Source organism: Vasconcelosia minhoensis LEGE 07310 (genome assembly GCF_015207255.1).
Lineage (GTDB): Bacteria > Cyanobacteriota > Cyanobacteriia > Phormidesmidales > Phormidesmidaceae > Vasconcelosia > Vasconcelosia minhoensis.
Genome location: NZ_JADEXG010000004.1, coordinates 75,850 through 89,747, shown reverse-complemented (window position 1 = coordinate 89,747; position 13,898 = coordinate 75,850). Strand labels below are relative to the sequence as shown.

Genomic DNA, 13,898 nt, shown 5'->3' with positions numbered 1-13,898 from the left:
CTCAGATTGTCGATTTAGGCTTTAGGTATAGTTCATCAGAAGGAGCGATCGCGCTTAGCCCGCTCAGGAGGTCCCTATGTACAATCGGCTTTTAGTTGCGCTAGACCAGGCAGAAACCTGCGAGCTGGTCTTTCAAAAGGCGCTGTCGCTAGCTCAACCTACCAGCCAGGTCATGCTGCTGCATGTTCTATCTGAGACCGACCGCGGTCCCATGATGCCCCACTATCCGGGACTGGCCTACTATCCCATCATCAATGAGTCTGCCTGGGAAACCTATCGCAAAGAGTGGAAGCAATACGAAGAGAGCGGCTTGAATCGCCTGCGTAGCTTTACTGACCGAGCGACAGCCGCCGGAGTCAAGGCTGAGTTTACTCAGCTATTAGGCAATCCCGGTCGGGCCATCTGCGAACTGGCGCAAACCTGGAATGCCGATCTGGTCATTGTCGGCAGTCGCGGTCGCAGGGGACTCAAAGAGCTGTTTTTAGGCAGCGTCAGCAGCTATGTGATGCACCATGCGACCTGCTCAGTCCTGGTGGTTCATGACGACGCGATCGCGCAGCAAACCGAGAGTGCTGAGGATTTAGCGGCAGCTAGAGGATGACCTCACTCCTGTCAAGCTCCCCCAATTACGCTAAAGGGCCTACGCTTGAATAGAGAAGACCTCCCTAGCGCAGCGTAGACCATGGCAGCAGAACACAGCTTTATCTTTGATTTGTCTGTCGTTCTAGGAGCTGCTGCGGTCGGCGGATACATTGCCCATCGGCTGCGACAGCCCGTGCTAATTGGCTACTTGGTCAGCGGCTTAGCCGTCGGGCCACTTGGCTTCAGGCTGCTTGATGACCCTGAGCAGATCCAGTCCCTAGCCGAGATTGGCGTCGCCTTCCTGCTATTTGCGCTGGGAGTCCAGTTCTCGCTGGAGGAACTCAACCGGGTGCGCCGGGTCGCGCTCCAGGGTAGCCTGCTGCAGATGGGGCTGACGGCAGCCCTGGTGGCTACGATTACACTGGCCTTTGGCTGGGCCCAGGGTTGGGGGCAGGGCCTCTTTTTAGGTGCTGTGCTGTCGCTGTCTTCCACTGCTGTTGTGCTCAAAACCCTGACCGAACGAGGCGAAATCAACACCCCACACGGTCAGATTATGCTAGCTATTCTGATCGCTCAGGACTTAGCCTTGGGGCTGATGCTGGCGGTTTTGCCAACTTTAGATCAGCCCGGCCAGCTGCATTGGGTGATCCTGACGGCCCTGCTGAAGGTCGGCGGATTTTTGGTGCTCGCAATCCTGGCCGGGCGCTGGGTGGTGCCCCGGATGATTCGCGCGATCGCTAGAACAGAAAGTAACGAGCTGTTTCTACTCACCTTAATTGCTTTCTGTTTGGGTGTAGCGCTGCTGACCGCCGGGCTGGGCCTATCGATTGAAATTGGCGCTTTCGTCGCTGGGCTGATGATTGCCGAGATTGAATATGCCGACCATGCCCTGGCGAAAGTATTGCCCCTACGCGATACCTTTGCTAGCCTGTTTTTTGTCTCAATTGGGATGCTGGTTGACCCCAGCGTCCTGGGCCAAAACCTGGGTCGAATTTTGGGTCTGGTCAGCCTGGTGATGGTGGGTAAAGCGATGATTGTGCTGCCCATAGTGCTGCTGTTTGGCTATTCCCTCCGCACGGCGCTGTTGACAAGCTGCGGCCTCAACCAGATTGGTGAATTTTCGTTTGTGCTGGCGCTGGTGGGGCTAGAAGTCGGCCTGATTACGGAAAATACCTACCTGCTGCTGCTGGGGACGACTGCGATTACGCTGGTGCTGACGCCCTGGGTCCTGAAGGCCGCTGACCCCCTGACCGAAGCGCTGTATCAGCTGCCCCAGCTCGGTCCCTGGCTAAAACGCCTGGAGTCTCCCCAGCAGCTCGCTGTGCCGACAGAGCTAAAAAATCATGTCGTTGTGGCAGGCTATGGTCGCGTCGGTCGGGTAATCGTCCGAATTTTGCGGCGGCGGGGCTATGCAGTACTGGTGTTGGAAAACAATGAGGCAGCTGTCCAAACCCTGCGCCATAAGCAGATCCCCTATATTCTCGGCGATGCTGACTCAGAGCTGATTCTAGAAAAAGCAGATCTCAACGCGGCCAAGGCCCTCGCGATCGCGCTGCCTGACCCGACCAGCACTCGGCTACTGCTCCAGCGCGCCCTGGCGATTGCCCCTGATTTAGAAATCATTGCTCGGGCTCACACCACTCGTGAGCTCGACCTGCTAATACAGTCTGGCGCTCAAGAGGTGGTCCAGCCTGAGTTTGAAGCGGCGTTAGAGCTGGGTTCTCATTTGCTGCATTCATTGGGAGATGCGCCAAATCACATTCGCAGTGTGATTGAGCAGATTCGCACCGATCGGTATTTGAGTATTCGACCTGATTTGCCCAATGCAGACGAGTAGTTAGGGGCTTGGTTTCCACGCCCTGCGCAGCAAAGTTATCAAGTTAAGGAAAGGCGATGGGGCGGTATTGGCAGCCTGGATTGAGCGAATATGGATGCGTTGATTCTTTCTAAAACAAACTCGTAGTGAGTACGCATTAGCGGGCTAACGAGCTAGACTGGTCAGTATCGTCAGTATTTTGACTATCCTTACCTTCTAACTTTTTTTAGCTATGGCACACCTCAAAGACCGTCGTCCGCAGAATGTTGAGGGCGACTTTTATGTCGATTCTACCTGTATTGACTGTGATACCTGTCGGTGGATGGCACCGCAGGTGTTTTCTCGGGCTGATGGCATGTCGGCGGTGCATCACCAGCCTCGGGGGGAAGAGCGGGTAGTGGCGCTTCAGGCGCTGCTGTCCTGTCCGACCGCTTCGATTGGCACGGTGGAAAAGCCCAGCGATATTCGGCAGGCGCAGCGGCAGCTGCCGCTGCGGATTGCCGATAGCGTCTATCACTGTGGTTACCATTCCGATAAATCCTATGGGGCCGGGAGCTACTTCATTCAGCGACCCGAGGGCAACGTGCTGGTGGATTCGCCCCGGTTTACGCCGCCGTTGGTGAAACAGCTAGAGGCACTGGGCGGGGTTCGCTATATGTACCTGACCCACTGTGACGACGTAGCCGACCATGCCAAATTTCAGGCGCATTTTGGCTGCGATCGGGTTCTCCATCAGGCAGATATCAGCCCGGCCACTCGGTCTGTTGAAATTCAGCTGTCGGGCGATGCGCCTATTTCGCTAGCCGAGGACCTGCTGATTCTCCCAGTGCGTGGTCACACAAAGGGACACACCGTGCTGCTGTATAACAACAAGTTTCTGTTTACGGGCGACCATCTTGCCTGGTCGGCGCAGCTAGAGCAGCTCTATGCATTTCGACGCTACTGCTGGTACTCCTGGACGCAGCAGCTCGAGTCGATGCGGCAGCTGGCCAACTATTCCTTCGAATGGGTGCTGCCTGGTCACGGACGCCGCTATCACGCCGACCCGCAAACGATGCAGGCGCAGATGCAGCGCTGTTTAGACTGGATGAAATCAGCCTAAACATAGGTTGGCTTAGGGAAAATGCGGTGCCGCTTTGACCTAGGCAGATATTGAAGGGACACGATGCTTGGTGGGGTTTCAGCCCAAAAGCCGGTTGTGAATTCACAACCGGCTTTTGCGATTCAGCTGACAACCAAAATAGCTGTTTACCAGGCTGAACCGTAGCTAAACATGAGTGCTGCTCTAAGCTTCAGCAGATTGAGCAGCCCGACGCCGACCAGCGGTAACCACAGCTCCCGCGGCCAGACCTAAGCCAACTAGGGCCGAGGGCTCCGGTGTTGCAACAGGCACGTCTCCGCCGACGACTTTGAAGTCGGGACCGTTGTAAGAGCTTAGCGCTTGGGTCCGAATACCGCTGATGGCACCGGTAACTCCCAGGTCGGCCAGGGTAACACCCATTGAGCCAACCGGCTGGGCACTTCCAATCTCGGTCGTATCAATATCAAAGCCGGCGTAGTCCCAATCTTTGCTATTGAGCGTCAGCAGAGTGCCAACCGGGGTGCCAGCACTGTTCAAAGCCTGTACGTTGAGAGTACTATTCTGGCCGCGCTCCCAGAGAAATAGGGTATTGACAGCCTTCCCAAAGAACAGATCGATAGTGAATTTACCTTTATCTTCAGTATCGATAATGTTGTTTAAGTTCAGATTCCCCAGAGCCGCGACGACATCAGCTTCAGTAGGGTCTTGCTTCTTGACCCCGGTCGCGGTGTCACCTCTATCAGCACTAGCAGCGCCGGTATTTCCACCCCTGTACTCATCGTTCTGTCTGATGTTGGCGCCGGTTACCAGCGTAAAGTCGCTGAAGGTGGTGCCGCCGAAGCTGACTGATTCCAGGAAAATGTTGCCCTTAGGCGCATTGCTCCCGGCGGCTAAATTAGTTGTGAAAGAAAAAGCCTGCGCAGGTGCGCTGGACAGGGCCAGTAGGCCGGCTGTCGCCATCCCCATATTCACAGCCCATTGGTGTGGCTTCATAGATCTCCTCGTTGAAATGATTCCGTAATGAATGAACAGTTTTCCTGAACGTTACGCTTTACGTTATGTACAGCGCTGGCAATCGACCTGATCACTAAGTAGTAGTACCCAAGCTGATTTCCGTAGAGCGGTCTCCCCTGCTACATATCATCTCAGTATTTTTGGGCAATTGAGCAAAGCCCTGGATATTTCTTCGTCATATTTTATTAAATGCCCTGGGATTTGTGAATTTATGAAATTTCCAGGGCAGGGGAGCAAATTGTCCAGAAAGCTCGGCCCTAAAGCTAAAGAATGGGTTCAAAGCCTTTTGTCCTAACCTTTTTCCTCTACTTCGCTTCCATCCAATTCTGACCGGCGTGGGCCTCCACCTTTAAGGGCACCGTTAGCGCTACTGCCGACTCCATGGTTGCCTCGATTTTGGGCTGGAGTTCGGCCCATTCGTCTGGCGGCACCTCAAAGAGCAGCTCGTCGTGCACCTGTAGCAGCAGCCGGGCCTGGTAGTCCTTGAGCAGCTCGTGCAGGCGGATCATAGCAATTTTAATAATATCGGCACTGGAGCCCTGAATCGGTGCATTGGCTGCGGCCCGGAGGGAGCCAGCGTCGTAGCCATTGGGACGAATCTGGCTCAGGTCAACGGCCTGAGGGTCGGTGCCCTTCAGCGCCTGAAGGCTGCGGCTGGAAAAGTTGAAGTAGCGCCGCCGACCCTGAATCGTTTCGACATAGCCCTGGGCGATCGCGTCTCGCTGCATCTGCTGCAGGTAGCCAAAAACCTTGGGATAGCGTTCGTTAAACCGGTCGATAAAAGTTTTGGCCTCCTCGCGGCTGACGCCGGTCTCGCGGGCAAAGCGGGACGCGCCCATGCCGTAAATCACGCCGAAGTTAATAATCTTAGCCAGCCGCCGCTCCTCTACCGAGATGTCATCTTTCTCCAGCAGCAGCGTGGCCGTCAGCCGGTGGACGTCGTCATTGTTCCGGTAGGCTTCGACCAGCACCGGCTCACCGCTGAGATGGGCTAGAATCCGCAGCTCGATCTGGGAATAGTCGGCGGCGACCAAATGCCAGCCCGGCTCAGGCACAAAGGCCAGCCGAATCTTCCGGCTAAAGGCGGTGCGGATCGGGATATTTTGCAGGTTGGGATTAGAAGAAGAAAGCCGACCGGTCGAGGTCACCGCCTGATTGAAGTCCGTATGCACCCGCTGGGTATCGGGCCGCACCAGGGCTGGCAGAGCATCGACGTAGGTCGATTTGAGCTTGGCCAGGGTGCGATGTTCGACAATAGCCTGGACGACAGCATGGTCGTCCTGGAGCTTTTCCAGGGTTGCCGCGTCGGTCGAGTAGCCGGTTTTCATTTTGCGGGACTTGCGCTTGTCGAGCCCCAACGTATCAAACAGAAGCGTACTGAGCTGCTTCGGCGAACCCAGATTAAAGGTCTCCCCCGCCGATTCATAAGCCTGCTTTTCAATTTTGGCCAGGTCCGTATCGAGCTGCTGAGAAAAGGTTTTGAGGTAGTCCTGGTCAATCCGAATGCCCCGGGCCTCCATCTCGGCTAGCACCGGCTCCAGCGGCAGCTCCACCGTTTGATAAAGCGCTTCTAGCTTGGGATTCGCCGCCAGGTCAGCCTGGAGCAGCGGTACCAGCCGATAGGTCGTATGCACATCGCTGCCGCAGTACTGGGCAACTTTTGCGATCGCGACTTCAGCAATCGTTTTCCCCTTGGGCACCAGGTCGGTATAGCTCTGCGCCGTCAGCTCCAGATAGCGCAGGGTGAGGTCGCCCAGATTGTGGCTGGCGTCGGGGTTGATCACATAGCTGGCCAGCATCGGGTCAAAGACTACCCCAGCTAGCTCCAGCCCGGCGGTTTTTAGCACCAGACGATCGTACTTGGCGTTTTGGAAGGCTTTGGGATAGTCGGCGCTCTCTAGAATGGGTCGCAAAGCGTCGAGCACGGTGGCCCGAGCGAGCTGCTTACCCGTCGTATGGCCAACCGGAATATAGGCCAGGTCCTGCGGTGCGTCTCCCCAGCAGCAGCCAATCCCGACGATTTCAGCACTGAGCGGATCCAGGGAGGTAGTCTCGGTATCCCAGGCGACGGGAGCGGCAGCGTCGGTATGCGTCTTCAGCCGCTCCACTAGCGCTGCCAGCGCCGCCTCGGTAGCGACAACTTGGGGCTGGATATCGACCGCGAGCAGGCCCATCTGCTCCACCTGGTCGGTATCTTCAGCGGTAAAAAAGGCGAGGTCTTCCGACTCAAAATCGGGGTCAGGACTCGCTTGGGACGCGATCGCGGCTGCCCCCATCGGCTCTCGATCCGCCGCTTCGCCGCTAAACGCCGCCTGGAGGTGACTGAGGCGATTGACGAAATGCTGAAGCTCCAGCTTTTGCAGCGCTGGAATCACGGCTTCGAGGTTGAAGCCCTCGAGCTTACAGGTCGCCAGATCGGTCTCGATTGGCACATCGGTCATAATCGTTGCCAGAAATTTTGACTGGTCGGCGGCCTCTCTGCCCGCCTCCAGCTTTTTCTGCACCGCCCCTTTGATCTCGCCCAGGGCGGCGTAGACGTTTTCCAGCGTGCCGTATTCGCTCAGCAGCTTCACCGCCGTTTTCTTGCCAATCCCCTTGACGCCGGGAATATTGTCAGACGCGTCGCCGCAGAGGGCCTTGTAGTCCACCACCTGTTCCGGCAGAATCTCCAGCTTTTCCTGTACCTCAGCCGGGCCGAATTCCCGAGCCAGGCCGTTGCCCTTGGCAAAGGTGCTGCCCAAGTAGAACACCTTGATCTGCCCGTCGGTGTCGATCAGCTGAAACAGGTCCTGGTCGCCGCTTAAAATTCTGACGCAGTAGCCCGCCTGCTTCGCCCGCGTCGCCAGCGTCCCAATTAGGTCATCGGCCTCGTAGCCTGGTTCGACGAAGATTGGCAGACCAAAGGCCGTCAGCAGCTGCTTGAGATTTTCCACATCTTCGGTAAATTCCGCTGGGGTTTCCAGCCGGCCTTCTTTATAGGAATCCGATGCCTCATGGCGAAAGGTAGGCTGGTCTAGGTCGAAGGCCACCGCCGCATAGTCGGGCCGCTCAATCTCCATCATGTCGGTCAGGGACTTGAGGAAGCCATAGCAGACGCTGGTCGGGATGCCCGTCGAGGTGCGCAGGCCGCCTTCGCGACTCTTGGCAAAGGCATAGTACGACCGAAAGGCCAGAGAATGGCCATCCACAAGCAGCAAAACGGGTTTATCGGCAGGCTTAGCAGTCAAGGCGCGGTTTGGAGCGACATCTCTATTATCGGTTAAGACCGCGAGCGGTGGGAACGCAATAAAAAATCGGCCCCGCTAGCGGCAGCCGACTTTGAAACTGAGGATGGTCTCTCAAGCTTGGAGGAAACCAGACGGCGCGCTCCCACACGCTACCCGGGGGTAAATCGCCTGTTCTCCGGCAGCTATTGTATCAAGAAGTACAGTCCATTCGTAATAAATCTTCAAAGTAAATGCACCGATCTTTTCCCCTGGGCAACCAGGTAAATCCGCCAGATTCAGTACTGGCACGGTAGACAGCAATATTAGCCGATCGCTAAAGAACAGTCAGATGGTCAATATGTCACGAGTCTTTGACCCGCCCTGCTGTCCTACATCGGCTTAAACGGGCTTAGATTGCCGCCCCTATTCTCTGGAATCTTTGCCACTATAGATAGGATAGGCGTACTTTTTAACTCATATCGGCTTTGCAAATTACCTTTCTTGGAACTAGCTCTGGCGTGCCGACGCGATCGCGCAATGTCTCAGCCGTGGCGCTGCGGCTGCCGCAGCGCGCTGAAGTCTGGCTGTTTGACTGCGGCGAGGGCACCCAGCACCAGTTTTTGCGCAGCGACTTCAAGACCAGCCAGATCCGCCGAATCTTTGTCACCCACATGCACGGCGACCACATTTTTGGCCTGCCGGGGCTGCTGGCCAGCTGCGGGCTGGCGGGCAATCAGCAGCAGCCCATCGACCTCTACGGCCCACCCCAGCTGAAGGACTATCTGCAAGCCTGCCGCCGCTATTCCCAAACCCATTCCTCCTACCCGATTCGCGTCCATACCACCGAGCCGGGCAAGGTTTACGAAGACGACGACTACATCGTCAGCTGCGAGCGGCTAAAGCACCGGATTCCGGCCCACGGCTACCGCGTTGTCGAGAAAGACCGCACCGGCCATTTTGACGTGAAACGCGCCGCCGCCCTGGGGATTCCGCCGGGGCCAGTCTATGGTCAGCTGAAACGGGGAGAAGTGGTGACGCTGCCCGACGGTCGAAAAATTCACGGGGCCGACCTCTGCGGCCCGCCGATTATTGGCCGCAAGCTGGTGTACTGCACCGATACAGTATTTTGTGAAAACGCGATTAAGCTAGCCGACCAGGCCGACGTGCTGATCCACGAAGCCACCTTTGCCCATCAGGACGCCGATCTGGCCTATCAGCGGCTGCATTCCACCTCGACCATGGCCGCCCAGGTGGCGCTAGCCGCCCAGGTCAAGCAGCTGATTATGACCCACTTCAGCCCCCGCTATGCACCAGGGAATCCCTTACAGCTCGACGATTTGCTGGCTGAAGCCAAGGCAATTTTTCCCAATACGCTGATGGCACGGGACTTTTTGACCTGTGATGTAGCGCCCGCTGCGGCTTAGACCTAATTTTCCTGGCGCAGGCGATTGCCAATCTGACTCAGCCGATCGCGGCTGCGGACGGGCTGACGCGGAGCTGGAACCTCATTGTTAGGCCAGTTAGACAGGTCGCTACAGGGGCAAACAGGGTCAATTTTCATAAACCCAGGCATCGCGATCGGCATCGCGCAGCGGCTACAGGCTGTGACCTCCCAACCTTCGGAGAGCAGTTCCGCAATCGTTTCCGTAGTCCCTTCCAAATAGCACTCGCGGCCCTCATTCTGCATAATTTGAGACCAGCACTGGTCAAATTCAGGGCTCCACTGTTCGCCCCGAATCACTGGGTCAGGGCGGATCGTCTCACCATTGCGGAGCACAACCCGCTTGCCCAGCTGAAACCAGTGGGCAAGATAGTCTCTAACCTGTTCGGAACTTGCCATAGCGCTAATTTAAGCCAATAAAAATGGTAATTCTGCTACTCATCCTAGCGCGTCTACACTCCATCACCCATCACCCGGAACCACCCGCCCCAAACGCTTCAGGTCTAACGCATACCCCCCGCTAACCAGATAGACCGAGGCTGCGATCGCGCCCACCCGCCGGGTCAGCCTGCCTAAGCGATCGCGAAACACTCGCCCTGCCGGATAGGCCGGCACTAGCCCCCAGCCGGTTTCTTCAGCGACTAGAATGACCTCGGCCTGAAACTCTTCAAGGGCCGCTAGCAGCTCAGTCTGGGTGCACTGCCAGGTTGCCTCATCCTGGTCGAGCAGGTTCGCCAGCCAGGTCCCTAGCGAGTCGATCAGCAAGCAGCGTTCGGAATCTGCCTGCCGAAGGACGCCAGTCAGGTCTACCGGCACTTCTCTCACCTGCCAATGTTTGGGACGTCGCTGCCGGTGCTGCTCAATCCGCTGCTGCCATTCGCGATCGCTTGGATCGTTCTGAGCGGTGGCGACGTAGATTACCCCAGCCGCTGCCTGGGCGGCTAGATGCTCGGCCCATTCGCTTTTGCCGGAGCGGGCCGGGCCAGTGATCAGCGTTACAGACACTGCGGCTAGCCTCTAGACAAAAGATTGCTCACGTTAGAATAGGGACTCCAAAGCGTCCAAAAGACGGCCGCAAGTTAGCAGAAGTCCACATCAGGTCCATATCAATTTAACCTGCTAGTTACGCGGCAGTGGCAAAATGTTGATTCGGCAGTCTGTACAGGATGGTTTACTTGGGATGAAATGGGCTGAAGGATCGGCATGATTGAAGTCGAACGGTTGAGTAAGTCCTACGGGTCAACCGTGGCGATACAGGACCTGACCTTCCAGGTGGAGCCGGGAGAGATCCTGGGTCTGCTAGGGCCAAACGGGGCGGGAAAAACCACCACCATGCGCATTCTGGCAGGATATCTGCCCGCCAGCAGCGGCACGGCTCGCGTTGCCGACTACGAAGTCCACGCCGATTCGATGGCCGTGCGCCAGCGGATTGGCTATCTGCCCGAGACGCCGCCGCTCTATCCCGAGATGACGGTCGAGGGCTTTCTATTTTTTGTGGCTCGGATTAAAGGTGTTGCGGCGGGCGATCGCGCCGCTCGCATCGCCGCTGCCCTCGAACGCTGTAATCTGACAAATCAGCGCCGGGTGATGATTCGCAAGCTGTCCAAAGGTTTTCGGCAGCGGGTGGGTCTGGCTCAGGCGATCGTTCACGATCCGCCGGTGATTATCCTAGACGAGCCCACCGCCGGTCTAGACCCACGCCAGATTATCGACGTCCGCAATCTAATCAAGGGCCTGGCTGGCCAGCATACGATCATCCTCTCGACCCATATTCTGCCTGAGGTGAGTATGACCTGCGATCGCGTCACGATTATCGACCGGGGCGAGATCGTCGCGACCGATACGCCCCAAAACCTGATGGCGCGGACGGGCCACGGCTATGCGGTCGAAATTGGTGGTGATCCGCAGCGGGCGTTAGAGGTGCTCCAGTCGGTACCGGGGGTGACGCAGGTTGAGCCTCGGCCCATGACCGCACCGGGGCGGCATACCTTTCAGCTGGTGACAGAAGGAGACGATCCGGGAAGCGCGATCGCGACCCGCCTGGTTCAGGCCGGACTGGACCTGTTTGAGCTAGGGCGCAATCAGGCTAGCCTGGAGGACGTGTTTATCAACCTGACGGTGCAAGAGCAGCCGCTGCTGCCGCCGGAAGAGCCGCCCGCCGCAGACGTAGACCCGGTAAACACGGCGGCACAACCAGAGTCCACAGAAATTCCAGAGCCAATAGAATTCCCAGAGCCTACAGAACTTTCAGAATCCACAGACTCTGAAGACCTGATCGCCGAGGAGCCCACCGCTGATGAATAGAGCCCGGATTCTACTCACGAATATCCTGGCAATCTACCGGCGGGAGCTGCAAAGCTACTTTTTCTCGCCGCTGGCCTATCTGATTGCCGCAGTTTTCTGGCTGATCGGCGGCTTTTTTCTGGTCGCTATTTTGTTTTCTCAAGGGGGGCTGATTGCCCAGGTTGCGACGGCTGAGAGTATGGGAGCCGTGCCGCCGATTGACCTGCCCTACCAGTTTCTCCAGTACTATCTCGATGTTCTAGGAGCGCTATCGCTGTTTGTGCTGCCGATGCTATCCATGGGGCTCTATGCCGACGAACGCAAGCAGGGAACGCTGGAGCTGCTGGCCACGTCGCCCGTCACCAACTGGGCTGTAGCCCTGGGCAAGCTGCTGGGAGTCGTGACCTTTTACATCACGATGCTGCTACCGCTGCTGCTGTCAGAAGCGATCGCGCTGAGCGCTTCCGAGCCGCCCTTGGACCCGGCGATTATGCTAATGGGCCATGCCGGACTGGTGCTGCTGGCGACTAGCGTGCTGTCCTTGGGCATGTTTGTCTCATCGCTGACGGCCAGCACGGTGCTGGCGGCGATTTTGACCTTTGGCTTGGTGCTGCTGCTGTGGGTGATAGATGCGATCGGTAACGGTCTGCCCGGGGCATGGGGAGATGCGGTGGGCTATCTTTCCCTGCTGACCCACTACACCGACTTTGTCCAGGGCGTGTTCGACAGCAGCGGCCTAATTCTGTTTTTGTCCTACATTGTTCTGGGCCTGTTCCTCACCGCCCAGTCGATCGAAACCCTCCGCTTCCAGCGCAACTAGCATGGCTTCCTTCTGTCTAGCTGACCAACACTGCCGTTATGAATTTCAAACGATACCAGGGCTATCTGACCTACTTCGTCTGGCCGGGAATAACGCTGACCACCGCTGGCCTGGTGGCTGGGCTGCTGGCGAACTGGACGGTGCTGTCCGTTACCCTATTCTGGCTGGGCCTGGCGATGATCGCGGTGAGCCTGGCGGCTAGCCTGACCTGGGGCAAGCATTTCCTTGAGGGCTTCTGGCAGCGGCGGTCCACTCAGGCTAGTACTAACGCCACGCTGTCGGTGCTCTCAGTGCTGGTCATTCTGGGGCTGACCAACTTTTTGGGAGCGCAATACGACACCCGGATAGACCTCACCGAGGGACAGCTATTTACCCTGGCTCCGGCCTCTCGCACGGTGTTAGAGGCGTTAGACTCGCCAGCCCGGGTGGTGATTTTTGATCCCCGACCTAACCCGGCTGACCAGCAGCTGTTGAACAGCTATCGGCGGGTCAATCCCGACCTGATCTATGAATATGTCGATCCTATTGCCCGGCCTCGGCTGGCTCAGGAATTTGGCTTACAGGCCCCTGGCGAAGTCTATGTTCAGGCCGGTGAGCGACAGCTTTTAGTTCAGCGGGTGAGTCCTGAGGAACCGCTGTCGGAGCGGCTGCTAACGAATAAGCTCAGTCAGCTGGCCCAAACTGAGCTGCCTAAGGCCTACATGCTGCAAGGACATGGCGAATACCGTATCGACGGGACTGAGGCTGGCCTGTCCGAAGCGGTCACCCGTCTAGAAGAGGAAAACTATCAGGTCGAACCGCTAAACCTGGCTGATACGGAGAACAATATCCCTCAGGACGCGGCCATCTTGGTTTTGGCTAGGCCACAGCAGGCGCTGTTTGATAGCGAAGTTAATGCGATTCGTCGCTATCTCGAAACGGGCGGCAGCCTGATGGCTCTGATTGACCCAAACGTAGAAACGGGGCTAGATGCGCTGTTTGCCGACTGGGGGATTGAGCTGGCGGATCAGGTTGTGATCGATACCTCGGGCGGTGGCCAGCTGGTCGGTCTGGGACCAGCGGCACCGCTAGTTACAACCTACGGTGACCATCCGATTACCCAAGCGTTGGACAATGGTCGATCGTTCTACCCGCTGGCGCGACCGCTGCGGATGCAGCCTGTCGAGGGCGTCAGCCAGACGCCGCTGCTGCTAACTGCCCCGCAGAGCCATGCTCAGCCCATTTCCGAGACTGGCGAGCTGGAGGCGGACGATAGCCCATCCCCCGAGGGACCGTTTATCCTAGGAGTAGCGCTCAGCCGGGCTGCTGAAGCCCCCAATGAAGCCCCCAATGCCGAGTCGGCTCCAGAATCATCTGAGCTCAACCCGTCCGAAGCGCGACCCGAAGCGCGTTTAGTCATCATTGGTAATTCTAGTTTTGCAGCCGATGGCTACTTCAATCGCCAGCTGAATGGGGATGTTTTTCTAAACGCCATGGGCTGGCTGAGTAAGACCGACCGTCAGACGCTGTCGATTCGGCCCAAGCAGGCGACCGATCGGCGGATTGTGATGACGGTTGAACAGCAGATTTTGCTAACGGTGCTGGTGCTGGTTGTGCTGCCGCTGGCCGGGCTGTCAGCAGCCGGGGCCACCTGGGCGCGACGACGCTAAAGAGGG

Annotated in this window: 11 protein-coding genes; 7 read left to right on the top strand and 4 right to left on the bottom strand. The window is 57.4% G+C overall.

Features of this window, described 5'->3' with window-relative positions; translation table 11 throughout:
* The first annotated feature begins 76 nt into the window (after positions 1-76).
* The 3 genes from IQ241_RS03030 (at position 77) to IQ241_RS03020 (ending at position 3,500) form a co-directional block, all read left to right on the top strand.
* A complete protein-coding gene (locus IQ241_RS03030; protein WP_193904936.1) occupies positions 77-601 on the top strand; it encodes a universal stress protein in 525 nt (174 codons plus the stop codon).
* An 81-nt stretch (positions 602-682) separates the two neighbouring features.
* Positions 683-2,419 (top strand): cation:proton antiporter, encoded by a 1,737-nt coding sequence (locus tag IQ241_RS03025; RefSeq protein WP_193904935.1) that lies wholly within the window; start codon positions 683-685, stop codon positions 2,417-2,419.
* A 211-nt stretch (positions 2,420-2,630) separates the two neighbouring features.
* Positions 2,631-3,500, top strand: a complete 870-nt coding sequence (locus IQ241_RS03020; protein WP_193904934.1) for an MBL fold metallo-hydrolase — start codon at positions 2,631-2,633, stop codon at positions 3,498-3,500.
* A gap of 183 nt (positions 3,501-3,683) precedes the next feature.
* On the opposite strand, the gene IQ241_RS03015 is transcribed toward IQ241_RS03020, so the two are convergent.
* Together IQ241_RS03015 and polA are read right to left on the bottom strand one after the other, a co-directional pair.
* The gene (locus IQ241_RS03015; protein WP_193904933.1) at positions 3,684-4,472 is read right to left on the bottom strand and encodes an exosortase-dependent surface protein XDP2; all 789 of its coding nucleotides are present in this window, start codon (positions 4,470-4,472) and stop codon (positions 3,684-3,686) included.
* Between the two features lie 326 nt (positions 4,473-4,798).
* Positions 4,799-7,720 (bottom strand): DNA polymerase I, encoded by a 2,922-nt coding sequence (polA, locus tag IQ241_RS03010; protein ID WP_193904932.1) that lies wholly within the window; start codon positions 7,718-7,720, stop codon positions 4,799-4,801.
* A 464-nt stretch (positions 7,721-8,184) separates the two neighbouring features.
* On the opposite strand from polA, the gene IQ241_RS03005 reads away from it, so the two are divergent.
* Positions 8,185-9,123 (top strand): ribonuclease Z, encoded by a 939-nt coding sequence (locus tag IQ241_RS03005; protein WP_193904931.1) that lies wholly within the window; start codon positions 8,185-8,187, stop codon positions 9,121-9,123.
* Between the two features lie 2 nt (positions 9,124-9,125).
* Here the strand turns inward: IQ241_RS03005 and IQ241_RS03000 are convergent, their stop codons facing one another.
* Together IQ241_RS03000 and cobU are read right to left on the bottom strand one after the other, a co-directional pair.
* Positions 9,126-9,539, bottom strand: coding sequence for a hypothetical protein (locus tag IQ241_RS03000; RefSeq protein WP_193904930.1), 414 nt, complete (start codon positions 9,537-9,539; stop codon positions 9,126-9,128).
* 63 nt (positions 9,540-9,602) lie between these two features.
* Positions 9,603-10,145 (bottom strand): bifunctional adenosylcobinamide kinase/adenosylcobinamide-phosphate guanylyltransferase, encoded by a 543-nt coding sequence (gene cobU / locus IQ241_RS02995; protein ID WP_193904929.1) that lies wholly within the window; start codon positions 10,143-10,145, stop codon positions 9,603-9,605.
* A gap of 198 nt (positions 10,146-10,343) precedes the next feature.
* On the opposite strand from cobU, the gene IQ241_RS02990 reads away from it, so the two are divergent.
* The 3 genes from IQ241_RS02990 to IQ241_RS02980 are packed head-to-tail and all read left to right on the top strand — an operon-like array spanning position 10,344 to position 13,892.
* Positions 10,344-11,444, top strand: a complete 1,101-nt coding sequence (locus IQ241_RS02990; protein WP_193904928.1) for an ABC transporter ATP-binding protein — start codon at positions 10,344-10,346, stop codon at positions 11,442-11,444.
* Positions 11,437-12,243 carry an ABC transporter permease gene (locus IQ241_RS02985; protein WP_193904927.1) on the top strand — a complete coding sequence of 269 codons (807 nt, stop codon included), beginning with the start codon at positions 11,437-11,439 and terminating at the stop codon, positions 12,241-12,243. The genes IQ241_RS02990 and IQ241_RS02985 overlap by 8 nt, the downstream gene beginning before the upstream one ends.
* 38 nt (positions 12,244-12,281) lie before the next feature.
* Positions 12,282-13,892 (top strand): GldG family protein, encoded by a 1,611-nt coding sequence (locus tag IQ241_RS02980; protein ID WP_193904926.1) that lies wholly within the window; start codon positions 12,282-12,284, stop codon positions 13,890-13,892.
* Positions 13,893-13,898 lie beyond the last annotated feature (6 nt).

What these genes read in the sequence shown, in the direction of transcription:
- IQ241_RS03000 (WP_193904930.1), bottom strand. Translation starts at nt 9,539, where the DNA reads ATGGCAAGTTCCGAACAGGTTAGAGACTATCTTGCCCACTGGTTTCAG.
- IQ241_RS03015 (WP_193904933.1), bottom strand. Translation starts at nt 4,472, where the DNA reads ATGAAGCCACACCAATGGGCTGTGAATATGGGGATGGCGACAGCCGGC.
- IQ241_RS02990 (WP_193904928.1), top strand. Translation starts at nt 10,344, where the DNA reads ATGATTGAAGTCGAACGGTTGAGTAAGTCCTACGGGTCAACCGTGGCG.
- IQ241_RS02980 (WP_193904926.1), top strand. Translation starts at nt 12,282, where the DNA reads ATGAATTTCAAACGATACCAGGGCTATCTGACCTACTTCGTCTGGCCG.
- IQ241_RS03020 (WP_193904934.1), top strand. Translation starts at nt 2,631, where the DNA reads ATGGCACACCTCAAAGACCGTCGTCCGCAGAATGTTGAGGGCGACTTT.
- IQ241_RS03030 (WP_193904936.1), top strand. Translation starts at nt 77, where the DNA reads ATGTACAATCGGCTTTTAGTTGCGCTAGACCAGGCAGAAACCTGCGAG.
- IQ241_RS02985 (WP_193904927.1), top strand. Translation starts at nt 11,437, where the DNA reads ATGAATAGAGCCCGGATTCTACTCACGAATATCCTGGCAATCTACCGG.
- IQ241_RS03025 (WP_193904935.1), top strand. Translation starts at nt 683, where the DNA reads ATGGCAGCAGAACACAGCTTTATCTTTGATTTGTCTGTCGTTCTAGGA.